This window comes from Paraburkholderia aromaticivorans (assembly GCF_012689525.1).
Lineage (GTDB): Bacteria > Pseudomonadota > Gammaproteobacteria > Burkholderiales > Burkholderiaceae > Paraburkholderia > Paraburkholderia aromaticivorans_A.
Genome location: NZ_CP051516.1, coordinates 311023 through 331739 on the forward strand (window position 1 = coordinate 311023; position 20717 = coordinate 331739).

At 55.2% G+C, this 20717-nt stretch carries 23 protein-coding genes and 1 pseudogene; 10 read left to right on the forward strand and 14 right to left on the reverse strand.

From position 1 onward, the window contains the following. Window positions 1–4: 4 nt before the first annotated feature. The 6 genes from HF916_RS29415 to HF916_RS29440 all read right to left on the reverse strand — a co-directional run bounded on the left by HF916_RS29415 (window position 5) and on the right by HF916_RS29440 (window position 4097). Window positions 5–742, reverse strand: coding sequence for an SIR2 family NAD-dependent protein deacylase (locus HF916_RS29415; RefSeq protein WP_346777743.1), 738 nt, complete (start codon window positions 740–742; stop codon window positions 5–7). A 100-nt stretch (window positions 743–842) separates the two neighbouring features. Beyond that, entirely contained in the window at window positions 843–1172 is a 330-nt protein-coding gene (locus HF916_RS51050) for a hypothetical protein (protein ID WP_168792425.1), read from the reverse strand. A 138-nt stretch (window positions 1173–1310) separates the two neighbouring features. Continuing rightward, complete coding sequence (locus tag HF916_RS29425) at window positions 1311–1667, reverse strand: lysozyme inhibitor LprI family protein (RefSeq protein ID WP_168792426.1); 357 nt, start codon at window positions 1665–1667, stop codon at window positions 1311–1313. Between the two features lie 41 nt (window positions 1668–1708). Next, entirely contained in the window at window positions 1709–2248 is a 540-nt protein-coding gene (locus HF916_RS29430) for a hypothetical protein (RefSeq protein WP_168792427.1), read from the reverse strand. Between the two features lie 86 nt (window positions 2249–2334). Then, entirely contained in the window at window positions 2335–3309 is a 975-nt protein-coding gene (locus tag HF916_RS29435; RefSeq protein ID WP_168792428.1) for an FG-GAP repeat domain-containing protein, read from the reverse strand. 449 nt (window positions 3310–3758) lie between these two features. Further along, window positions 3759–4097: a hypothetical protein gene (locus HF916_RS29440; RefSeq protein WP_168792429.1), complete on the reverse strand. Its 339-nt coding sequence runs from the start codon at window positions 4095–4097 to the stop codon at window positions 3759–3761. A 285-nt stretch (window positions 4098–4382) separates the two neighbouring features. Here HF916_RS29440 and HF916_RS29445 point away from each other — a divergent pair, with 285 nt between their 5' ends. The 3 genes from HF916_RS29445 to HF916_RS29455 all read left to right on the forward strand — a co-directional run bounded on the left by HF916_RS29445 (window position 4383) and on the right by HF916_RS29455 (window position 6864). Further along, window positions 4383–4742 (forward strand): helix-turn-helix domain-containing protein, encoded by a 360-nt coding sequence (locus HF916_RS29445; RefSeq protein WP_168792430.1) that lies wholly within the window; start codon window positions 4383–4385, stop codon window positions 4740–4742. A gap of 169 nt (window positions 4743–4911) precedes the next feature. Continuing rightward, window positions 4912–5691, forward strand: a complete 780-nt coding sequence (locus HF916_RS29450) for an RES family NAD+ phosphorylase (protein WP_168792431.1) — start codon at window positions 4912–4914, stop codon at window positions 5689–5691. A 498-nt stretch (window positions 5692–6189) separates the two neighbouring features. Continuing rightward, complete coding sequence (locus HF916_RS29455) at window positions 6190–6864, forward strand: hypothetical protein (RefSeq protein WP_168792432.1); 675 nt, start codon at window positions 6190–6192, stop codon at window positions 6862–6864. A 164-nt stretch (window positions 6865–7028) separates the two neighbouring features. Here HF916_RS29455 and HF916_RS29460 read toward each other — a convergent pair whose 3' ends face one another. Next, window positions 7029–8003: a hypothetical protein gene (locus HF916_RS29460; RefSeq protein WP_168792433.1), complete on the reverse strand. Its 975-nt coding sequence runs from the start codon at window positions 8001–8003 to the stop codon at window positions 7029–7031. Window positions 8004–8011: 8 nt separating this feature from the next. Then, window positions 8012–8566 carry a DUF6932 family protein gene (locus HF916_RS29465; protein WP_168792434.1) on the reverse strand — a complete coding sequence of 185 codons (555 nt, stop codon included), beginning with the start codon at window positions 8564–8566 and terminating at the stop codon, window positions 8012–8014. A 719-nt stretch (window positions 8567–9285) separates the two neighbouring features. Here HF916_RS29465 and HF916_RS29470 point away from each other — a divergent pair. Further along, window positions 9286–9627 (forward strand): hypothetical protein, encoded by a 342-nt coding sequence (locus HF916_RS29470; protein WP_168792435.1) that lies wholly within the window; start codon window positions 9286–9288, stop codon window positions 9625–9627. 318 nt (window positions 9628–9945) lie between these two features. Here HF916_RS29470 and HF916_RS29475 read toward each other — a convergent pair whose 3' ends face one another. Next, window positions 9946–11289 carry a radical SAM/SPASM domain-containing protein gene (locus tag HF916_RS29475; RefSeq protein WP_168792436.1) on the reverse strand — a complete coding sequence of 448 codons (1344 nt, stop codon included), beginning with the start codon at window positions 11287–11289 and terminating at the stop codon, window positions 9946–9948. 5 nt (window positions 11290–11294) lie between these two features. Further along, complete coding sequence (locus HF916_RS29480; RefSeq protein WP_168792437.1) at window positions 11295–11486, reverse strand: hypothetical protein; 192 nt, start codon at window positions 11484–11486, stop codon at window positions 11295–11297. A 469-nt stretch (window positions 11487–11955) separates the two neighbouring features. On the opposite strand from HF916_RS29480, the gene HF916_RS29485 reads away from it, so the two are divergent. From HF916_RS29485 to HF916_RS29500, 4 genes are all read left to right on the forward strand, one after another. Next, window positions 11956–12252, forward strand: a complete 297-nt coding sequence (locus HF916_RS29485) for a CU044_2847 family protein (protein ID WP_168792438.1) — start codon at window positions 11956–11958, stop codon at window positions 12250–12252. 131 nt (window positions 12253–12383) lie between these two features. After that, window positions 12384–13442, forward strand: a complete 1059-nt coding sequence (locus tag HF916_RS29490; protein WP_240975752.1) for a serine protease — start codon at window positions 12384–12386, stop codon at window positions 13440–13442. Between the two features lie 472 nt (window positions 13443–13914). After that, window positions 13915–14175, forward strand: coding sequence for a hypothetical protein (locus tag HF916_RS29495; RefSeq protein ID WP_168792440.1), 261 nt, complete (start codon window positions 13915–13917; stop codon window positions 14173–14175). Beyond that, window positions 14172–14810, forward strand: a complete 639-nt coding sequence (locus HF916_RS29500) for a hypothetical protein (RefSeq protein ID WP_168792441.1) — start codon at window positions 14172–14174, stop codon at window positions 14808–14810. Before HF916_RS29495 ends, HF916_RS29500 begins: the two co-directional genes overlap by 4 nt. 581 nt (window positions 14811–15391) lie before the next feature. Here HF916_RS29500 and HF916_RS29505 read toward each other — a convergent pair. The 4 genes and pseudogenes from HF916_RS29505 to HF916_RS29520 all read right to left on the reverse strand — a co-directional run bounded on the left by HF916_RS29505 (window position 15392) and on the right by HF916_RS29520 (window position 18368). After that, window positions 15392–16084 (reverse strand): hypothetical protein, encoded by a 693-nt coding sequence (locus HF916_RS29505; protein WP_168792442.1) that lies wholly within the window; start codon window positions 16082–16084, stop codon window positions 15392–15394. Between the two features lie 422 nt (window positions 16085–16506). Continuing rightward, window positions 16507–17070, reverse strand: a complete 564-nt coding sequence (locus tag HF916_RS29510; protein ID WP_168792443.1) for a hypothetical protein — start codon at window positions 17068–17070, stop codon at window positions 16507–16509. Window positions 17071–17248: 178 nt separating this feature from the next. Further along, window positions 17249–17992, reverse strand: a pseudogene (locus HF916_RS29515) (magnesium chelatase domain-containing protein); the annotation flags it as partial. Window positions 17993–18113: 121 nt separating this feature from the next. Further along, window positions 18114–18368 (reverse strand): accessory factor UbiK family protein, encoded by a 255-nt coding sequence (locus HF916_RS29520; RefSeq protein ID WP_012431591.1) that lies wholly within the window; start codon window positions 18366–18368, stop codon window positions 18114–18116. Between the two features lie 400 nt (window positions 18369–18768). Here HF916_RS29520 and HF916_RS29525 point away from each other — a divergent pair, with 400 nt between their 5' ends. Beyond that, window positions 18769–19107 (forward strand): P-II family nitrogen regulator, encoded by a 339-nt coding sequence (locus HF916_RS29525; RefSeq protein ID WP_006048089.1) that lies wholly within the window; start codon window positions 18769–18771, stop codon window positions 19105–19107. Window positions 19108–19151: 44 nt separating this feature from the next. Then, window positions 19152–20660, forward strand: a complete 1509-nt coding sequence (locus HF916_RS29530; RefSeq protein WP_168792444.1) for an ammonium transporter — start codon at window positions 19152–19154, stop codon at window positions 20658–20660. The last annotated feature ends 57 nt before the right edge of the window (window positions 20661–20717 follow it).

A 20717-nucleotide genomic window follows, 5' to 3' on the forward strand; every position in this document is an offset into this window, starting at 1 on the left:
TTGATCAGCCGATGCTTTCGTCCAACCGCCGCAGCATGTCGAGCGCACCACCGCTGATGCCGATTCCGCCACTCGGATCAATCGCGTAATCGAGTGGATTGATCCGAATGACGCGAGGCCCGTTTCTCTCGCTCATGTTCCGAACGGTCGGAAGGGCCCGGCCTGCACCAAGTTCGAAGACGACCAACCGTTCGACGCTCAACAGCCAGGCTTCGAATCGCATACGCTGACGCTTTGCGTGAGTTTCGATCCAGTCCCAGTCGTTGAACATGAGGATGTTCGGTCTTGCTACGCTGCCGCACTTCGGACAACGCGGAAGCGGCGATGTGAGGAAGTATTGCTCCTCGTCCACCTCAGGTTGGAATTCATCTGCCGACCGAACGTCGTGTGAACAGACTCGCGAGCATTGAAGGAAGTGGATTGAGCCGTGACATTCGAGAACGCGATTCTCCGGAAAGCCAGCCTTCTGGAAGTGTCCGTCCACGTTGCTGGTGAACACGAACGCGCCGCGTTCTTTCGTCGATGACCAGCGCCGAAGGATGTCGTAGCCTGCATGCGGAACGGTGCGGCGATAGAGATTGAGTCGGTGGCCGTAGAATCCCCACGTCCGTATCGGATGATTTCGGAATGCTTCGCCGTTAGCGATGTCCTGAAAGCCGATGCCTTCTGACTTCAATGCAGGATACGCGTTCCAGAAGCCATGTGTGCCACGGAAGTCCGGCAGTCCGGAATCGATGCCCATACCAGCGCCAGCCGTAATCAGAATTCCGTCAGCGTCCCGTAACCACTCCACAGCGATCGTCAAGCGGTCAGCTAGGTCCATTTGCGTCGCCGTCATCACGTCAGTATTCACTCGGAAATAATACAGCGGTCGAGGTCTGATCGGCTTCCGTGATGATCCATACGCGCTTGCCCGCGACCTCATATGCTGAAAAGATTCGTGCGCCGTGGATTGCTGCGAGCAGGTTCGTTTCTGCATCTTTCGGCGTAACGTCGCCCCAATCGCCGTGCTCGTGACGGTATAGGTACGGGTCGATAGCGATACCCTTGTGTTCAAGGTGTTCAAGTACAGCGCGGGTAACGACGACCCTTCCTAGTTCTATCAGCGGAAAGGCGAAACCAGCGAACGGATTATTGGTCGCCGAGGTGTCACGGTCGTTGGTGGCGGACATTTGGACTACTCCTTGAGAATGTTAGTGCGGATTCAATAGGCGAAAAAAAACCAGGGCAGGTGCCCTGGTTCGTTAGTCGATTCGTTGACTTGTATGTCGATGGCGCTTGCCACCTCGTCGCGATATAACGTGGAAGCATCAATGTCCGGTAGACCCATCGGGATTGACCGCGCCGCTGTTTGCGAGACGTTCGTGTTGGAGCTGGTTGTATCGGGTGTTGTATGCGTCACCGATGCATTGAACGGTCTGGCAGGCGTTTCGCGTCTTGAGCCATTGACGCTGCTCCTGTTTGGTCTGGTTCTGGTTGTCAGATGCCTGCAAGACTTCCCGATACAGATCAGCGTTGACCGAATCGGCTGCAGATAGCGTCGGGTCTGCACAGATCATCTTTTCGACTTTGGTAGAGGCTCTGGCGCAGTTAAAAGCAGGACCATTAGCGAAAGCTGAGGTTGATGCGACGATCAAGAGTGACGCCAAAACGATGCGAGTTTTCATATGCTCTGCGTGTTGTTGTATAGGGTCGAAAAGTTAGCGTGTTACATCCCGCAAATCAATTGGGCATTGCGAATCGGCTGGTCGAGCATCTGAGCATCCGATTCATAGATGGGTGACATGCTGGGATCGTTCTCCGGATCAGCAGCGTTGCTGCGTCGAAGCATGTTCAGGCGCGTCTGGATACCGTCGCTAAGGTGATCGGTGAGTCTGGCTAACTGAACAAGGCTCGCATTGCAACCCGGATATTGCTGCTCCGGTAGACCACCACTGTCGGAAAGATCGGCCATCTTTTTTATCTGCACGAATCGCGCAGCAAGCTCCCGACGCTCAGGGGATACATAGGATGCGCGAACTACCGAAGCACTCTCCGAGCCTGCGGAGGACTGCGAGTTTTCGCTATCGCCAGAAAATCGCGCGGCATGAGACACGACGGCGGTCAGTATCCAACAGGTGAAAAATGGAATCAGAAGCTTGCCGCGCGTAGGAACTGTGTTGCCGACGCGTAAAGCCAATTGCGGGCGAATAAGTAGGATGAGGAATCCGATTGCAGCGACTGCGAGCAGTTTGGCGAGGATATGCATGATGGAGGTTGCTCTACATTTCGTTCGCGCTATCCATCGGACAGCGCGAAAATTTTCATTAGTGATCGATCAGGTGCATTTGTCTGCTACTGAGCAGCCGAAACACCGTACGTCGAATTGATAGCGTCAATCTTTCCTTGATACGGAATGATCCAGTTGATCCAGGACGAGCCATTCGGATAGTTCGCGTTGCCGACATAGATCTGCGACGAACTGGAACCGACATCCTTCTCGATGTCGCTGAAGCCGTACAGCGGGCCGGACGTGTTGAGGTGGACGTTCGTCGTGTAGATCGCGCCGTTCACTGACAAGACATCAAGAGCCAGTTCGTACGTCGGGTTGTACGGCAATTCGGTAACGTTCGTCTGGCTGTATGTATCGTTGCCGTTGTTCTTGAAGATCGTCGGAACCCAGTTACCCTGATTGCCATCCGGTGCAGTACCGCCGAGGAACAGGTCGTACTTGCCGGTGTTGTTGAGGTCGATCAGTTCAGTCGTGTAGATCTGCGCGCCGCAGTTCGATGTGCACGTCAGGTCCGGTTGCGATCCATTTGTGCCGTACTTGACGACGGACGGGAGCCGGGTTGTGCTTTTCGTGAACGTTCCATCGCCGTTGTTAACAAGGAAGTACGGCGTTGCGGCTATGAGCGGATCGACCACGACGATGTCAGCGAATCCTTTGCCGCTGTAATCAGCAGCGGATGCACTATGGAAAAAGCCCGTGAACGGCAACGTTACGTTTTTATACGTGCCGTCCGACTGGCTCAAGAGCATGTGCATCTGTTCGCCGGGGAATGGCGACGCATCGAAGCCATGGCATGCGAAAAGTACATCGGGTTTCCCGTCGCCATTGAAATCGGCCACGATTGCTTTGCGCGGATGCAGACAGCCGACATTGTTGGAGAGGATGTCCGACGTGTGATCGACCCACGATCCATTCACGCTCTTATAGAAGCGAATGTGGCCGAAGTCGTTCGCAGTGGACGGGTCCGACGAGTTGTATTCGAGCGTGTGCGTGACCATCGAGTACGTGCCGTCCTGAAAGAAGTCCGCGAACGCCACGGCATTTCCAGACGTGACTTCAGCGGGCAGCGTTTGCGGGCCAATGGCTTGCGCCGCAGTGACCTTATTCAGATACGACGACTTTTGAACCGGAATGGGCGTAGCCGGGGTCGGTTCTGATACGACAGGTGCGGACGCTGAGACGGGCGCGGACGCCGACTGCGGCGGACTGTTGGAACTGCCGCCACTACCTCCTCCGCAAGCAGAAACCAATACTGCGCTTACCCCGATGGCCAGTGCTGTTGCAACTTTCAACATCATTTTTGTTCTCGTCTGAGTTGGTATTGCTTCTTCAATTACGTTGAGTTCGACGCACGATGCCTCGATGGCTACGTAGCCAAACTCAACGGCCAAACGCGCCGCCACGTCATTGTCGAGGCAACGCACATTCGGAGCGCGGGCGCATCTCTGTACGCCCGGTCATTCAATACGTCAGGCACGGTTCGCGCTCAGAGCTGGACGAGCTGATAGACGATGGCCTGCACTTCCGGATCGTTCTTCCGAAGCAGGGACGCAAACCGGGAAACGAGCAGGCGATTCTTTTTCGTCTCAATGCGATTGATCTGACGGATGACCACCGGATCGAAGGCGCGCCCCGGCTTCAGGTCTTCGATTGCCGACTTCGCGAGCGCCGTGCGTTCCGCGTCCAGTTCCTGCAATGCAGCGCGGAATTTCTCCGGCGCATCGGTTGCGGGCGTCTTGCGGACGGGCTTCGTGGTTGCAACTGCCGGTGCTTCGGCAGCGGTCATAGGGGCAGCCGAGGTCTTCGCTTCCGGTTTCGTGCTCATAGCTTTCTCCAAATAGTTCGTCAAATCGACAGTTAAATACTATCCAGAGTTTTCGCTTTCGTACATATTTTTTGTCGAAAAATCAAAACGTTAGGACTATTCTCGCTGTTCCCTGAACTTATCCCATCGCCTCGCTCGTCCTGCATCAGGGCCAACATCCACTGTTTACGGCATTTTTTTGGAAAAGTTAACATGAAATGCAACTGTTGCATTTGACGTCATTTCATTGTTGGTCGCTACAGGCAACACTCGGCGTCATTCGATGACGTGATATGAGGGATTGCCTTGAGCGAGGCGACGCACAAAGAGCAAGGCAGGCGGATCACTGAAGAGGTGGGCAAACGCTTGGCCGAATACAGAAAAAAGGCCGGATTGAGTCAAGCTCAGTTAGGCGAAATGCTTGGTCTCGAAAAGGAGAGCGTGTCCAGAATCGAAAGCGGGAAAATTGCGCCTTCTCTGTCTCGTTTGGCGATGTTCTGCGAGTCGTTGAACGTGTCGTTCGAGGAGCTACTAACCCAAGTCTCTCCACATCCCACGGATGAGGCGAGGACGCTCATTGCTTCGCTGCAAGATCTTTCACCGCGTCAGCGTGACATCGTGCTTCGAACTGCCCACAACTTGGCAGCGCTGCTGCGGCAAGAGTGAAACGCTGTCGTAAATAACCGGCGCGGCCGAAAAGTAGATGACGTTACGCTGCGGTTGAGTTGCTGACTTGCAGGAGCGGCAGGACTACGATCGAGTATTTGGTCAGAAGCAAGGATGCGAACATGCCCTGATCTAAAGCCCATTCTTCAATTGGGGAGCTCCAGCGATCATGCCGAAGCAGTTCAAATCGTGGCGCGATTTCTACGCGTTCTCCAGATCGGTGAGGCATTCATCCCGCTTCGTTCATGATCGGAAGGTCATGTCCTTTCTCAACACGCTGCTTGAAACAAGCGAAGAGCGCCATCGACTTGTCAGTGCGGGAAAATATGTCTGGTGTGCGCAATTAGGCTGTTCATCACGGGAGCGTGAGCAGGATGGAGCTACGTGGGATGAGCCCGCTCCGTATCCCGCTGTCCGCATGAAACCACTGTCGCATGCTGCTCACGAAGGCAGAGTGAATCCGAAGGGCATTCCATGTCTGTACGTGGCATCGAACAAAGAAACCGCTATGTCAGAGGTTCGGCCATGGGTCGGAGGTAGCATATCGGTTGGCCAGTTTCGCACGATGCGAGAACTCCGCTTGATTGACTTCTCGGTCGGCCACGATAGTAATTTCAACTTCTTCTTCGGAGAGCCTTCACCGGAAAAGCGCGAGAAGGCCATCTGGGCCGAAATCGACAGAGCATTTTCGGCACCGGTTGTCTCCGACCCATCCACTGCCGAATACGTGCCGACCCAAGTCATATCAGAGTTCTTTCGAATGCGCGGGTTCGACGGTGTGGTGTACAAAAGTCAACTTGGACCCGGTTTCAATCTCGCGCTGTTCGATCTCAACGCTGCAAACTTGACATACTGTGCGTTGCATACCGTAAGGTCAGTCACATTCATGTTTGGAGACGCCGAGGATGCTTACCATGTCAAAAGTGACTCCGGCACTGATCAGTCATGAGTGAGACTCGTCAAACTTTGGGTACTGAACGATTTAAGCGACCCACGACCGAAACATCGGCGCGGCGCGCGGCAACCATGTGTGCGAATCCGGATTGCATGGCGCTGACCAGTGGGCCTGCCGACATTGAAACAGCGGCTATCAACGTTGGCGAAGCTTGTTTGGATGGTCATCCCCTCCATTGAGTCGAGATCCCGTCTAGCCATTTCGATTACAAGTACTTTCTTCGACTCATCAAGAAGAGAACAAGACACGAGTTAAATCTTTGCAACATTGTCTCAGCCCACCTAGATTTAGAAGTCACGTACAAACGTGTGGAATTGCCAGTACTTGTCTGCAAAGGCTCAAGGCTCCCGCCATGAGGGTTAAATGATGTCCCGCCTTGAATGGGCTTCGTTGAAGCAACGCCCTTTTATGCAAATTCGAAACTGACGAGCAAGAAAAATCCGGTGCGGCCGGTCGTTCAAGTTTATCGATGGTCAAATCGCTGGAGATATCGTGATCGCACTGCTTCGTGTGCTTGAAATAGGCGTTGTGCGTTTCGCGACGATACTAAACATTCTTGTGGTTGGGTTACTTGCGATCGGCACGGATGATTCCAACGCAGGTGACGTCACCATGACCATGCATGTCGATCGATCCACTGGCGGCAACGGCGTCGAATGGTGCACCAATCCTAGCCACGATGGTTCGAAACTGTATAGAAAATTGGAGCCCGTACGCAAGAATCCCCGGTGCACGCCCTATCAGTCCGATCTTTGCTCGTTCCTTGCACCGCTCGTCACCAGCGATAAACCTGACCACATCTGTTACACGAGCTATTGTTATAACAAAAAGGAAGACATTTGCTCGGTTGACTGGGAGATAACGCTCTCGGAAGTGACCAACGAAAAGGGAGCGCCACCTACCCCGAAGACCCAAACGATCTTCGTAGACAATGGCAACTACGCGAACCAACGGATTTGCGCCGATCCGCCACCAACCGCGAACGCTCGTGTGGTCTATCGAAACGTGCAATGGGCAAACACCCGCCCTGGCCGGGAATTCGCCTACGGAAGTTCACGTGTTCCTGATGCAGACGGTCGACCATGTTTCGTAGCGAGATGCACTGCCTCGACTGCGGGCGACGCCTGCAGCGGTCAGTTCTCACTTACGGTCGATGTGTATCCATAGTCGAAAGCGTGATAAATGGCCGGGGAAGGATTGGCGCGTTGCCGTCTTTGTTCACGTCTCGGCGATAGCCTGACGACGACCACGGAAGTTGCGAGATGCCGTGACAGATTTCGAACTGCTGCATCTCGCCGATCTTATAATTCGTGCACACGATGGCAGTTCGGCTAATTCGCAGTCGATGAGCGTGGTGCGATCAATCTAACCAACGTAAATGCCGTTCGCGCAGTTCGTCCGCGCTCCCTTATCTCCCGAACCTTGACGAGTACGCGCCAATCCGTGCGCGAAATTTCGCGAGGATTGATGGGTGGTTGACCTAGTTCCGCCTCCCCAGCAAGTTGACGCAGAACATCCCGACTAACCGATCCGCTCAGTGTGATAGCGTCCCCATCTTTCGAAGTGTGAAGCTCGAATCGCTTCGAGTCTGGCAGCAAGAAAAGTGCGCCTTGAAACTCCTGCCCGCTTTCATCAATTTCGATCGCCTCTGTGCGCGTCCTCGCTCGGTTGACTGCCGTTCGATCAAGGAGAACGTCACGTTCGTCCTCAACTAATCGAACCGTCGCCTGACTGTCGTCGAGTCGTTTGAAGAACTTGCGCAAGGACAGCAGAATTCGCCCGTCCAAAGCCTCCGTCGCGCTTTGAAACTCTGCCTCGTTCGCAGACGAGATCTGCCCTAAGAGTTCGGCAACTTCGTCAACCACATCTTTGAGAACCGTATCGATTATCGCGGCATCGTCCCCCGCTTCCTCAAGTACGAAACCAAACGATCCGCGTGCCACATCAGTGACGATAAGCTGCGCGTTCCCCTTCAACGGCACGCGTCCACGCTCGCTGAGCGCACCCAACTCCCGAGTCGCCAAGCATTTGCGAATAAGTTCCTGCACGTCATCTAGCGCGCCACCGGCGAAGTCAGCATTGATACCACGGGATCCTTGTACAGGTTCCCCACCAAAGAAAATCGCAATCGAAGCATGAGGATTAAAAGACGCCCGAGTCTCTTCCAACTGCCGCTCCAGTTCCGCCTTCCTCATCCTGAATTGGTAAACACCGGTGGGATCGTCCCGAAACGACCGGGAACCCAAGAGTGCGTTCACAGAAGAAAGATCCGCTGCAAGCGCGTCAATTTTCAGTTTTTTTAGCATTGCTTCTCCTATCCCAAAAGAACCAACGCGTCATCGTCGTTAGACTCGAGCCTAACCCATACCATTCCCTTCCAAAGGAAGGTTTCCCTTTGGTGCGAGAACAGGCCGTACCAGTAGCGCACATCGTCGACGAGATAGTGAGCGGGCTTTTGCATATCGATGAAGAACGCCTCGCAATGAAGACGGGCTTTCAACCCCCAAGGATTGAACAGCGATTCGTTTTTTTCGAACCATTCATAGAATGCGTCACCCTCTTGCAAATGCTCGGGTCGATAAGCGTATGTAACGACGTCGATATCACTGGGCGGCCGCCCCCTCGTCTTTTCAACGTCTTCACAAAAGCTACCGTCCAGCCACTGGAAGCCGTGCACGAATCCTGCCGCTCTCAGTTCGGAACGATACGCCAACAGACCGCGGAGGATCTTTCGGCGCTCTTCCGATGCTCCGAATCGAAACACCACCTCCGCCATGCTGGCGTAGTAGGGAGATCCGGTAGCGCGATCGGTTGGCGATTCCCCCGCGAAGGGCGGCAAAACAAGCGATGCATTGAATCCAGGTAGCACGAATGTACCCCGTCTCTCTGATATCTGTTGTTCGCTGTCCGCTGATGCCGAGAGCTCGGCGCTTGGACGCGGCTCGCGAATTTTATCCGTGGAGTCGATGTTGGTCTAACGAAATGACCGAAAATTGCACGGATGCCCCCCGCGATTGAACAGTCGGATGCAACACGTTCACAAAGACCAAATAAATCCGACTGGGGGTCCGATTGGGGGATTGGCAGCGGGCTGGTGAAAAATGGCAGCTAGGAGGCAGTGAAATCCGATTTTTCGGGTTTAAATGGCCCCAAGGTAAGAATATTCGAGCCGCCAAAGCCTGAGTGTTGGCGCTGGACTGGTGCCGCAGAGTGTTCGAACGATGACTGGTGATGCTTTGAGCGTTTGTTGGCGGCACCGATCGAACGATGCGGACAAGCTTTCTTATTGATGCGGTTCATTAAGTGCGAATGGGATCACAACTGGGATTGGATGTGAACCGGATCTTCGCGTGCCCATTCAACGTTGACGAGTTTGCAGGCGCGTAAGTCATCGCCCTATCGCGAAGACTTTCGACCTTGTCTCCACCTCGAGACGGGTTGTTTTCGCTTCTACCGCATGGTTTTTCTTCATCAGTCGCACATACTTTAAGAGGCCCGGAAGAGGCAGGTCTCTTTGCCTCCAACGACATCACGGCCGATTGCGCCGTAGCGACAGGGTCAGTGTCGAGTCTTTAACAGGAGGCTGAAATGAAGTTATCAATTCTTGCGTGCGTACTAGTTGTATCAGCTTTTTCAACGCTACTGTTTGCCGAAGACGTCCATCGATTCCAAGGCGCAGACCTTAGGATACCGATTGGGCATCCCAACGCTATACCGCTCGACATGTGCTACCAACCCGGCGAGTGCGACGACATTGGACGCAAACATGCCGCCGACACTTATTGCCAAATTCAACACTTCTCCAAATCCGTACCGCCGTTGCTGGTTATAAGGGCCGATAGCCCTACTCGCTTTATCGGTGCGGTACCGCAGGCCGACTGTCCGAATCAAGGCTGCAATACCTTCCAGTTCATCGATTGCAGTAATTGAGGTGCATTGGACGGACCGCGAGGAACTGTAGAAAGGTCGGATTTAATTGGATAGAAATTAACGTGATCGGTCCGCCAAAATTCGTGTTTTGGCGGATCGTCTGCACCCAACGGTGTGTTCGAACAGCGTCCTGTAACGTATCGAGCGCTACCGCGTGTTAGGAATAGAAGTCAGTACTCGGAAATGTATGGGCGCGACAGCTGCGGGGGCGGCCCTCGACCCGTAACGGTCGTTGCGAGCTCTGAAGGAGCGATGACAGCTTTCGAACCGCACCGGCCGCACCGACTTCGATCCAGGCAAACGCCAGCGATACTATCGTCAGCCAATGGTCTTGGCTCCAACGTTTTTCGCGCGGAAACGAATCGGATATTCGCTGGAACCATCGGCCGAGCTATATCCGCAATCGTAGTCTGACTTGTAGATAGTTCCATACTTCATATATGCCTTTGCGCGGCATCCACTGCCACATTGACCGAGCGCGTTGGAACATGTGCCGCATCCGCCAATGTCCCGCAACTTTATGTTTCTCATCGCGACGAAACAATCTGCGTTCTGCCATTCATGCTGCAAGCTTGTTTTCCAAACAGATTCCGAGCGGAACGCTGTTTCCGTAAAAAGCGAACACGGGGCGAGTGATCCGTCAGCGGACAAGGCTGCATTCACGGTCGCGGCAGCACAAAGCATAAGTTGATTGGGATTGTCGGTATATTCGTACGGTTTTTCGTAACTCCAAGTATAACCGGCACCTATCCGAACGGATGGGATGCGTGAGGAAAGCTCGCTTCTCACTTCGTCGAAAAGCGGGACGTATTTCTGCACTTCTCTGTGCGAGAGAAATTGCTCCTGCGAATTCATAGCGCGACCGCTGTAAAACGGAAATCGAACTGTCCATGTATGTCCGCCCAGTTCTGCAACGAGATACCCCAGCTCCTTAACAGCGTCAATCGTACGGCGTGTCAGAACGGATTGAACAACTACCTGCACGCCTCGCTCACTTAAGAGGCGGATCGCGCTCGTAGTCTTCACGAAGGCTCCTGGATACCCCCTGAACAGATCGAATTCTTCGGCAGTATTGGTGTCAAGGCTTACATTCACGAAATCAAACAGTTCTGCGATCTTATCCGCGTTTCCTTCATTAATCAGCGTGCCGTTTGTTCCTAGAACGAGTTTGTATGAGATAGGTCTGCACTGCTCCGCAATCGTCCAGAAGTCTTTACGCATCATCGGCTCGCCGCCTGTGATTGTTAGGGAGCGCAGTTGAACGTTCTCTAACTCTTTCAACGTCGTCGAAATTTGCTCAGACGTGGGATGCGGCCCCGTATTGTCTGAATTGTTGTAGCAATGAACACATCGCTCATTGCAGCGACGAGTCACTTCCCAATATAAATCGAGCGGATACGAAAGCGTTGGGAAGCTTTTTAGCCTCCCTTTATTTGATTTGAATAAGTGGAAATTCCCTTCCGTAGAAACGATCGTCTTTAATGCATCGTAACTGGCTCCATCGACGGTAGTCTGTTGGAATGCGGTTTCGTCGCCGTTCGATAATCCTGCCAATTGCAGAAAGGCGTTAGCACCATCGTGATCGAGAAGTAAAACATCCTCCCCGTCGCCCTTCGCGACGACCGCGCCAAACTGCTCCGGACGATACAGAAGTGCGCACATTTTTATTATTTATTCTTCAAGACGAACACACCTTTATGCCCGTCTCGGGCAGACCTAGTATTGCTGACGCTCACGTCGGCGGTTTTCGCTAGGCAGCCACATCCGCAAGTGATCATTTCGAAGCTTCCATTTTTATTGGCTTCGGGCTGATGATGCTCTACGGTAAAAAAATCCTCCATCTGATCGTTCGTTTTCATTTGACTCTCCAATATTATGCATGCACTCCATGCTTTCGATTTGAAAACACCGGAGACTGAGTAACGCTGAACGGCGGCAGATCACGAAGTAAGAGGCAGGCCAACTACAAGCTAACGCATCTTTATTAGCGACCTACGAACGTGCAGTTTGGGGCAATGCATCATGTATAGGTGCCTGAAACCTACTTTGCAAGCTAATTTAGAATTGTTGGAGGGGCAATCTATGTTTCCGATCGTTCGCGCTTCGTCCGAGCGGCGCGAATGCGAAGTGAACCGGCCTATGTCAGTGGAAACGGCAAGCTCCAACGCACTCGTTCAATCTTGGACAAATTTGATCTTGTCCGTTCTATGGCGCACACAGCAACGCAAAAATTGTCCCTGTTAAAAGTAGATTCTGTCGCATATGCTAGGACGAGCACTACTTCTTAAGCCCCGCCCTGATCTCCGCACATCAAATTAGAGGCAGCCAATGCGTTCAGAAGCAGTGGAAGTGACACTCCAGAGCGGACGCAACATCCTCATCGAGGTGTCGGTGCAGGGTGAAGAGCCCGTTTCCAACGCCAGTCAGACTTTCAGTGATTTCGGAGAATCGCTGACTGAACTCGCCAAATCGATTAGTTCGGCCATAGAGGCAATCAAGCCAGATTCCGCTGAAGTGGAATTTGGTGTTGAGGCCGCACTTGAATCGGGAAAACTAACCACGTTCCTCGTGAAAGGCTCCGGCTCAGCGAACGTAAAGGTAACCCTGCGTTGGGGAAAATCTTGACGAATCGGCCGGTTCTCACCCGCGAGTTTGAGAAGCTGTTTCACAGCTGCACTCTACGAATATACTCGGGAGGAACGGTTCGAGGAACGGCGTTCTTTATAGCGAAAAATATCGCCGTTACATGCGCACACGTGATCAAGGATCTTCACGCGTCGGAAATCGATGTGCAATGGTCCGACCAGAAATTGAAGGCATCAATCATTGACGGAGTCGACTTCGGAAACCGAGATCTCGCTCTTCTATCGATCAAACAACTTAATGGATCTCACGCCTGCGTGAGAATCAGTTCAAATACCTGCGCTGGTGACTATTGCTACGCCTTCGGTTACAGTGACCTTCGTACCGACGGAGATCCGGTAACGCTCGAAATAGAGGGCAATCTCTTGAGCGATGTAAAGCTTAAGGGTGGCCAAGTACGGCCCGGGCTAAGTGGCAGTCCGATTCTCAATCTTAGAACGGGCTACGTTTGCGGTGTGCTACGAACAACTCGTGATAGAGCCATCGACATCGGCGGCATCGCAGTCGGATTACAGGACACCGAAGTCTTGAAGCGTAACAAGAGATCTAGGGTTGGGGCGAGTCTATGGGAACGACGTCGCAATGAATGTCTCGCCGGCCTGGATGGAACCAAAGGGCGCCCGCCGACTAAAAAGGAACAACGAATTGCGGAAAAAGGCCGCCGCAATTCGTGGCGGTGGTGGATTTATGGTCTATGGGGTAGCCGCAAAGAAACCCCAATTGCGTCGGTTGGTTACTTTCGTCTTTTCACACTGAATAAGAACACGGGAATCGTCTCAGATGGCCGCGTATTTCGCGTTGATCAAGCCACGTGGCGAATTATCGAAGCAAGAGGCCAATGGGCATCGAATCCATTCCTCTTGGAGCCGGAACGAATGACCATCTGTTACACGCTCAAGCGACGTCATCTGGAAAATCCTGACCCGCTGGCTCCTCCTCCGGAGCATCGTAGTGTTATGGAACTGACGCGACAATTAAAGACCCCACTTGTAGGAGATGAATGCTGGGAAGGACCGTTCGATGATCTCGGACGGCATCGCAGAGATGTCTCCGGCTACATCCTTGCAGAGCGTCTACCGCTTGAGGTTATGGAGCCAGACTCGGCGTACGCGCTGGTGGAAGAAAACGGCGGCAGGTTTATCCAGATACTTCAAAAATCGATGTCGACCTAGCTAATTAGATGCCAAGCATGAGCGACCACGGCGAATGCAGGCGACGCTAGACCGCTTAAAAATGGGTTTAATTGGCCATAAGTTAAGCACATTTGGCCCGCCAAAACCCGCGTTTTGGCGCTGTATCGGTCCAACAGTGCGTTCGAACGGCGTCCGGTTGATGTCCCGAGCGTTTATGCGCGTTACGAATAGAGGCCGCACCCATATGTCTCGGGCGCAACTGCTGCTAGGCAGATTTTGACCCCTTGCTGTCGTTCGGATCGCCGTCCCGCGAAACGCCGTTATCAACTGGTCAACGGTCATTTCCTAATCGGGCATGTCCACACGCAGGTTTCCGCGCCAGGCCGCTTGGGCGGTAAGTCCTCTCCGGGATCGATGCAGATTCGAAGCGCGTCGTCGACCGTACGAAGAATTTTTCTTGACCGGCCGGTGGCGCATGCTTTACTTATTCGGACAGTCGGAGGAGGGGAAGATGAGATTTGTCGCCGTCTTACTTTGTCTGCTCGGGTTGTGCGTCATGATGGGCACTCAGTCCATCGCGCAGGATAACGGCGATAGCCACGAAAGCGAGATGATTGCCCGGAAAAAAACTAAAAAATCTCACCACAAGAAGAGTGCGGAGTCCGCAACAGCCGCCTCGGCTTTAGATATTGGGGGATCGAAGCGTCGAGGAGGCGTTCCTAAAGAATGCTGCAGCAAGCCGGGCGATGAGCCCGACGGGGATCACAAATGATCTGGCGGAGATCGCGGCAGATCGCCGACCGCAAGGCGTCGACGGAAGAGGAACGCAAACAACAGGAAAAGGCGGATCACGAGAGGCGGCTAAAACTCTTTGACGACTTGCAAGCGGACATTGATAAGCGCGATCTCGCCACTTCGGACGGATTTGATAAATCAATCTTGACGTACGCATCCGGGGGCTTGGGCTTTTCACTCTTGCTCTATAAGGATGTTCTGCCACATTCGACGCTTGGCATACCCGTCGCATTGCAACTGTCATGGATGCTATTCACGCTTGCAATACTAGCGATCGTGCTTTCCTACTTGATCACCCCGAAGCTGCTCAGTGATCAATTGGACTTAGGGGAAAGGTGGCTCGTGGACTGCGACAAATCGGCAGACAGGCCCAGCAAATGGGAGCCTGTCGTCACATATACTGCGTACGCGGCCGGCGCGTTCTTCGTTGCAGCCATCGCGTTGACTGTGTATGTAGCCATTTCGGGCAGTGCCCATTTGCCGGTTGGCAGCGCCGCTACGTCTGTGGCATGTGCGCCGCCAACGGATCAACGCGCATTATCGACCCAACGTGGATCTGCCTCGGATCACGCAAATAAGAACGAGCCTGCGCCGCTTCGCAATGGTCACTGAGCGGACGCCTATTCATCGGGGTTTGGATTCCGACTGCATCTCTGACCGTCAAGCGGTCTTCTCTACCTTGGGAGCATGAACGAAGACGCTATTGGCGGAATGGCCGCGAAGCCGTGGACCTTCTGAACCGCAGAAGCTTCACCTGCCAAAGCGCGATTTCGTTTCGTCAGGTAACAGCCTGATGCGAACAAATGTCTGATCGCAGTCATGTGGCGGTCTTATACAGAGGCCACCACTTGGTCGTATGAACGGCCACGGGCGAATGCAGGCGAAGCTAGCCCGGTTACAAATGGGGTTTGTTTGGCCACAAGGTAAGACGTTTGGCTCGCCCAAATCGATGGCGGTGTTCGTCTTATCGATCACGCTGGCGGTTCGAACGATGTCCCACCTCTTTCTGTCCGCAATGGATACACGGCAGTGTTCGAATGCATTCGTTCCGAACTTGTACGGCAGATATCGACCGTGAACGGACGTTAGATTTCCTCGACAGCAGACATTCACATGTCCTGCGCCTAGTCGCGGATACGTCGTCCGTGACGGGGCCGCGCAACTCTGCGTCGCTATCGATAAATAGCGAGAGGTTACTGGCGTGGCTCGCCAGGTAGACGCTCAGGTTCCGTCATTTCCACCGTGGAGACGGTTCCGCGCGCAGTTACGACCTTGAAAACGCTATCTGCATAGCTAATCGGGATTCTGTAGGTCCAGGCATCAAGACCGCTCGCCATTGGTTCAAGGTCGTTGCCCATTACGTCGGTTCGCTCTTGGCGCAACTGCTGCATGAGTTCGCTGACCTTTAAGGCTTTGGGCTTTTGTTCACCACCCTGTGCAGTCAGTAGCTTCCAGACCAACGGGGCAACCTTTTCGCTAATCATCGTGGGCGCGCGCACGATGATAGTTCGCGCCTCGCCCCCGTCAAGCATGATCGGCAGGGCGAGGCGTTGGCCGTCTACGGTTTCCAGGATATCGAACTTGCCGCCGACGAAGGTGGGCTTACCCTGCACAGTGTTAAATAAGTCCTGATTCACAATAGAGAGACGGTCCTCGCTCTGATTCGCAATCGTGACTTTCCAGCACAGACCCACTATTCCTACTTTTGGACCGCCGCTATATTGCACGGCACACTCACCGGTCGGGATGGCTGTCATCGTGACTGCTTCGCGTTTTGCCTCGTTAGCCTGCCATGAAAAGAACGCGGACGCGCTACCGACAATTAACGCGAGCGAAGCGACGATTGAGTTGATCCATTCGTGTAGGTTCGTATTTTTTGGTGCCATTTGTATAGACGGCGGATGTGAAACGGACTTGCTAGATCGTATTGTCTACGATTGAGCCGACGTCGAAGGATCGCTTCTGGCCGAAGAACGACAGCGACCAATCGCGGGAAGGGCGAACACATCTGGGGCCTATTTGTAGTGAGGCCGTCAGTCGGTCGCATGAGCGACCATGAGCAAACAGACGCGAGGCTAGTCGCTACTAGCGGGGTTTAATTGGCTACAAGTCAACATGTTCGGCGCACCGAAACCGATGGCGGCGTTCGTCGCATCGATCCCACCGGCGGCTCGAACGATGTCTCAGCCGCTCTGAGTTCGTTATGAACGGGCGGCGCGTTCGAAACTGGTTCGACTCGAATCGGTGCGGCAGACCCGACACGACTCCAGTCATCCAGTTAGCTAGGCCGGTGACGGCTGCTTCCGAATTACGACCGACGCTCGTCCTCGACAATACCGTCTGACAACGTAATGCTATCAGGCACAACAGGAAGCGTATTCGGCCGCACACTATTTCCGATAGCGGCGAGCACTTCGTCCATAGACAGCTTCTTCGGCCGCGTGCCATCGGGATAGACGCGCTGGTAGATTGCTTGATTCTGTTGCGTCTTGCCAGCGAAGATGATTTTCCACTCTTGCGTGCCCTTACCGCACGTGTGGATAACATTTTCGACTGCCTTACGATAGCGCTTACCGATCATCTTCCGATCATTGGCTTCGACGCTTTCCCACTTGCCCAGGCCAGCCTCCCAAAAGATGTCTTGGACTTGGAATTCGTCTTGCGCCATTCCAATACCAGTGAAAGTGCGCTGCGCCATTTTCTCAACATAGGCGTTGATTTTGATGTCGCGTTGCTCGGAATCCTCCTCGGTTTCCAGATCACGTTCAATTAGACGCACGATATATTCCTCGAACGTCTTCTTGTCGGTCAGGGCTTTGTCGAGACCCTCCCGCATCAACAACTCAGGTATTTGAACCGTCACTGCGACCATCTCTGCTCTCCGTCGAAAGGATGAGTTCATCATAATACGGTCGCCAGTTGTTATCAATAGCTATCGAATTGTTTGGTTTTCTTTATAAAACAATAAAATGCGTGCTTAGGCAAGAAGTTCGCAGCGCTTCCTAGTTACGCTGCACCGCGACTTCTTGCTGGATGGGCGGGTTTAATTGGCCATAAGGTAAGACGTGATGGCCGCCGGCCGCGGCAACTTCGAGTGCGCGGCGCGCGCCGCGTTGACCGATGACGTCGCCCATATCCGGGACCACAGCCGCTGGGCTTTCGGCGATGTCCGGCACGGCGACTGGATAAAGCCGGGCGTCCGGCGCTTCCGCGAGGTGAGCGCACAACGAAGGCAGATCAGCGGCGCCGTAAACATCGACGCCGGGTACGAGCGCCGCTTCCGCCGCGCTCGCAGCGGGCAGGTAGAGCTGAGGCGTGGAGTGCGCGCGTGCTTCGCATGCGGCAAGGTCGCTTGCAATCGCGGCGGATTGCGGCGCACCGCCGCCATGAACCACAGCGCTGCGCGCCGTTCCGCACGCCATGGCGAAAGCGCCGCGCATTGGCCTGAGCGCGCCGGTCAACGAGAGTTCGCCCGCGAATTCACGATGCAGCAAGGACTCGGCGGGAATCTGGCCGCTCGCCGCGAGAATGCCCAAAGCGATTGGCAGATCGAAGCGGCCGGATTCCTTTGGCAGATCGGCCGGCGCGAGATTGACGGTGATGCGTCGGACGGGGAAGTCGAAATTGCAGTTCTGCAGCGCCGCGCGCACGCGCTCGCGGCTTTCGCGCACTTCCAGATCAGGCAGGCCGACGATCGAAAAAGAGGGTAATCCGTTCGCGAGGTGGACCTCGACGGTTACTTCGGGCGCGCGGCCAGAGGCCGGCGCGCGACTGCGCACCACGGCAAGCGACATGTTTTCTCCCGTCGGACGGCGCGCCGAGGGCGCGCGCAAGTCCCCTAAAACGCTGATGACGTCACGGCTCGCTTGCCTGTGATGTGCAGCACTGCGCGGCGATTACGCCGCGAGCAAAGCGTTACGGCGTTTGCGTGACCGGCAGCTTCTGTTCGAGTTCGGCGACGCGGCGTTCCAGCTCTTCGAGGCGAGCGCGCGTGCGCACCAGCACCTGGGTCTGGGTATCGAATTCCTCACGCGTGACCAGGTCGAGCTTCGAGAAACCCTGCGACAGCATGGCTTTGACGTTGCGTTCGACATCTTTGGCCGGCGAGTTCTTGAACAACTCGCTCATGCGGGCCTGAAAGTCGTTAAAAACATCGTTCGGTTGTTTCATGGTGTTCCCCTTGGTGCACAAAAAATGTGCATGTTTCGTTACGCCTGTGCTTTGTAACGGCAAATGGGCGGTGTTGGTGCATGTCCCGTTGCGTGCCGTTGGCACATGAGCCCCTTTGGTGCGCGCCCATGCGTTCCAGACCTGCGAACACTCTAGCAACGATCCATACGCCGCGCCAGCGTGCCCCCGCCAACGTTGGCCGTCCGGCCAGGGCGGCTTGCGCCCCTTTTGCGACGTCCACGGGGCGGAGTCTGACACAACATGGCATGCGAGTTGCTGTTACTGCCCCGCGCGCACTGCCGGCGCCTTTTTGCCGGCAGCGGAACGAGACCACGCGAACGGTTTACAGGTACGCAACGAGAGTTACGCAAACGGGTTACGCAACTAAGCGAGGGATTTCATGAAACTCATTACCGCAATCATCAAGCCGTTCAAGCTCGATGAGGCGCGCGAAGCCTTGTCGGCCATCGGCGTCTCGGGCATCACGGTGACGGAAGTCAAAGGTTTCGGTCGCCAGAAAGGCCACACGGAACTGTATCGCGGCGCTGAATACGTCGTCGATTTTCTGCCGAAGGTGAAGATCGAGGCCGCTGTCTCGGACGACATCGTCGACCAGGCGATCGAGGCGCTCGAGCGCGCGGCACGCACCGGCAAGATCGGCGACGGCAAGATTTTCGTCACGCCGATCGAACAAGTGATTCGGATCCGCACCGGGGAGACTGGCGCGGACGCTCTGTAATACCAAAAGATAGCGACACAGATAGCGACAAGAGGAAACGAAAGATGCGCAAATTAATGATGTCCATGCTGATGGCCGGTTCGCTGCTCGCGGGCGGTATCGGCGCCGCCCTCGCGGACGACGCTTCCGCCCCCGCAGCCGCTTCGGCCGCTGCTTCCGATACGACGGCGAGCGCGCCGGCACCGGACGCTTCGGCGGCACCTGCTGCCGCCGCGGCTTCGGCACCGGCCGCTGACGCGTCCGCCGCACCGGCTGCCAGCGCGGCCGCCGCCGCACCTGCAGCATCGGACGCTGCGCCGGCTGCCCCGACCGCGCCGTTCTCGGTCGATTCGTCGAAGATCAATTCGGGCGACACCGCCTGGATGTTGACCTCCACCGCGCTCGTGCTGTTCATGACGATTCCGGGTCTGGCGCTGTTTTACGGCGGCATGGTCCGCAAGAAGAGCGTGCTCGCGATTCTGATGCAAAGCTTTGCGATCACCTGCCTCGTGTCGATCGTCTGGGTCGTGGTGGGCTACAGCCTCGCCTTCACGCCGGGCGGTTCGTTCATTGGCGGCTTCTCGCGCTTCTTCATGTCAGGCATGAACTACATCAAGGGCGACAAGGCCACGACGCTGACCGTCAGCCACCTCGCGCCGACGATCCCGGAAACGGTCTACGTCGTCTATCAGATGACGTTCGCGATCATTACCCCGGCACTGATCACGGGCGCGTTTGCCGACCGTATGAAGTTCTCGGCGATGCTGGTGTTCATGACGCTGTGGTCGATCATCGTCTACTCGCCGATCGCGCACATGGTCTGGGAACCGACCGGCTGGCTGGCTAGCGCGGGCATCCTCGACTTCGCGGGCGGCACGGTGGTGCACATCAACGCCGGTATCGCGGCGCTGGTCTGCGCTCTGGTGCTCGGCAAGCGTGTCGGTTACGGCAAGGAAGCGATGGCGCCGCACAACCTGACGCTCACGCTGATCGGTGGCGCCATGCTGTGGGTAGGCTGGTTCGGCTTCAACGCGGGTTCGGCAGTGGCAGCAGACGGCCGTGCCGGTTTCGCCATGTTCGCCACGCAAGTGGCCACCGCAGCAGCAGCACTCGCCTGGATGTTCGCCGAATGGGCAACCAAGGGTAAGCCGTCGGTGCTCGGTATCGTGTCGGGTGCCGTGGCAGGTCTGGTGGCGATTACGCCGGCTTCGGGCTTCGTCGGTTTGGCGGGTTCGCTGGTGATCGGTATCGCGGCAGGCGTGATCTGCTTCTGGTCGGCAACGTGGCTCAAGCACAAGCTCGGTTACGACGACTCGCTCGACGCGTTCGGCGTGCACTGCATCGGCGGTATCGTGGGTGCGCTGCTGACCGGTGTGTTCGCGGTGAAGGACATCGGCGGCGCGGATGGCAGCGTGATCCTGCAAGCCAAGGGCGTGCTGACGACGCTGGTCTACAGCGGCGTGGTGAGCTACATCCTGCTGAAGGTCATCGACATGGTGATGGGCCTGCGTGTGACCGAAGAACAGGAACGCGAAGGTCTGGACGTGACGCTGCACGGCGAACACGTCGAATAAGGAACGCACCGCGAGCCCCTGCTCCCGGGCTCGCGGGATCACGAATAAGCGCAGCGA

What these genes read in the sequence shown, in the direction of transcription:
- HF916_RS29415 (WP_346777743.1), bottom strand. Translation starts at nt 742, where the DNA reads ATGGGCATCGATTCCGGACTGCCGGACTTCCGTGGCACACATGGCTTC.
- HF916_RS51050 (WP_168792425.1), bottom strand. Translation starts at nt 1,172, where the DNA reads ATGTCCGCCACCAACGACCGTGACACCTCGGCGACCAATAATCCGTTC.
- HF916_RS29425 (WP_168792426.1), bottom strand. Translation starts at nt 1,667, where the DNA reads ATGAAAACTCGCATCGTTTTGGCGTCACTCTTGATCGTCGCATCAACC.
- HF916_RS29430 (WP_168792427.1), bottom strand. Translation starts at nt 2,248, where the DNA reads ATGCATATCCTCGCCAAACTGCTCGCAGTCGCTGCAATCGGATTCCTC.
- HF916_RS29440 (WP_168792429.1), bottom strand. Translation starts at nt 4,097, where the DNA reads ATGAGCACGAAACCGGAAGCGAAGACCTCGGCTGCCCCTATGACCGCT.
- HF916_RS29450 (WP_168792431.1), top strand. Translation starts at nt 4,912, where the DNA reads ATGCCGAAGCAGTTCAAATCGTGGCGCGATTTCTACGCGTTCTCCAGA.
- HF916_RS29460 (WP_168792433.1), bottom strand. Translation starts at nt 8,003, where the DNA reads ATGCTAAAAAAACTGAAAATTGACGCGCTTGCAGCGGATCTTTCTTCT.
- HF916_RS29470 (WP_168792435.1), top strand. Translation starts at nt 9,286, where the DNA reads ATGAAGTTATCAATTCTTGCGTGCGTACTAGTTGTATCAGCTTTTTCA.
- HF916_RS29475 (WP_168792436.1), bottom strand. Translation starts at nt 11,289, where the DNA reads ATGTGCGCACTTCTGTATCGTCCGGAGCAGTTTGGCGCGGTCGTCGCG.
- HF916_RS29480 (WP_168792437.1), bottom strand. Translation starts at nt 11,486, where the DNA reads ATGAAAACGAACGATCAGATGGAGGATTTTTTTACCGTAGAGCATCAT.
- HF916_RS29485 (WP_168792438.1), top strand. Translation starts at nt 11,956, where the DNA reads ATGCGTTCAGAAGCAGTGGAAGTGACACTCCAGAGCGGACGCAACATC.
- HF916_RS29495 (WP_168792440.1), top strand. Translation starts at nt 13,915, where the DNA reads ATGAGATTTGTCGCCGTCTTACTTTGTCTGCTCGGGTTGTGCGTCATG.
- HF916_RS29500 (WP_168792441.1), top strand. Translation starts at nt 14,172, where the DNA reads ATGATCTGGCGGAGATCGCGGCAGATCGCCGACCGCAAGGCGTCGACG.
- HF916_RS29505 (WP_168792442.1), bottom strand. Translation starts at nt 16,084, where the DNA reads ATGGCACCAAAAAATACGAACCTACACGAATGGATCAACTCAATCGTC.
- HF916_RS29510 (WP_168792443.1), bottom strand. Translation starts at nt 17,070, where the DNA reads ATGGTCGCAGTGACGGTTCAAATACCTGAGTTGTTGATGCGGGAGGGT.
- HF916_RS29520 (WP_012431591.1), bottom strand. Translation starts at nt 18,368, where the DNA reads ATGAAACAACCGAACGATGTTTTTAACGACTTTCAGGCCCGCATGAGC.
- HF916_RS29525 (WP_006048089.1), top strand. Translation starts at nt 18,769, where the DNA reads ATGAAACTCATTACCGCAATCATCAAGCCGTTCAAGCTCGATGAGGCG.
- HF916_RS29530 (WP_168792444.1), top strand. Translation starts at nt 19,152, where the DNA reads ATGCGCAAATTAATGATGTCCATGCTGATGGCCGGTTCGCTGCTCGCG.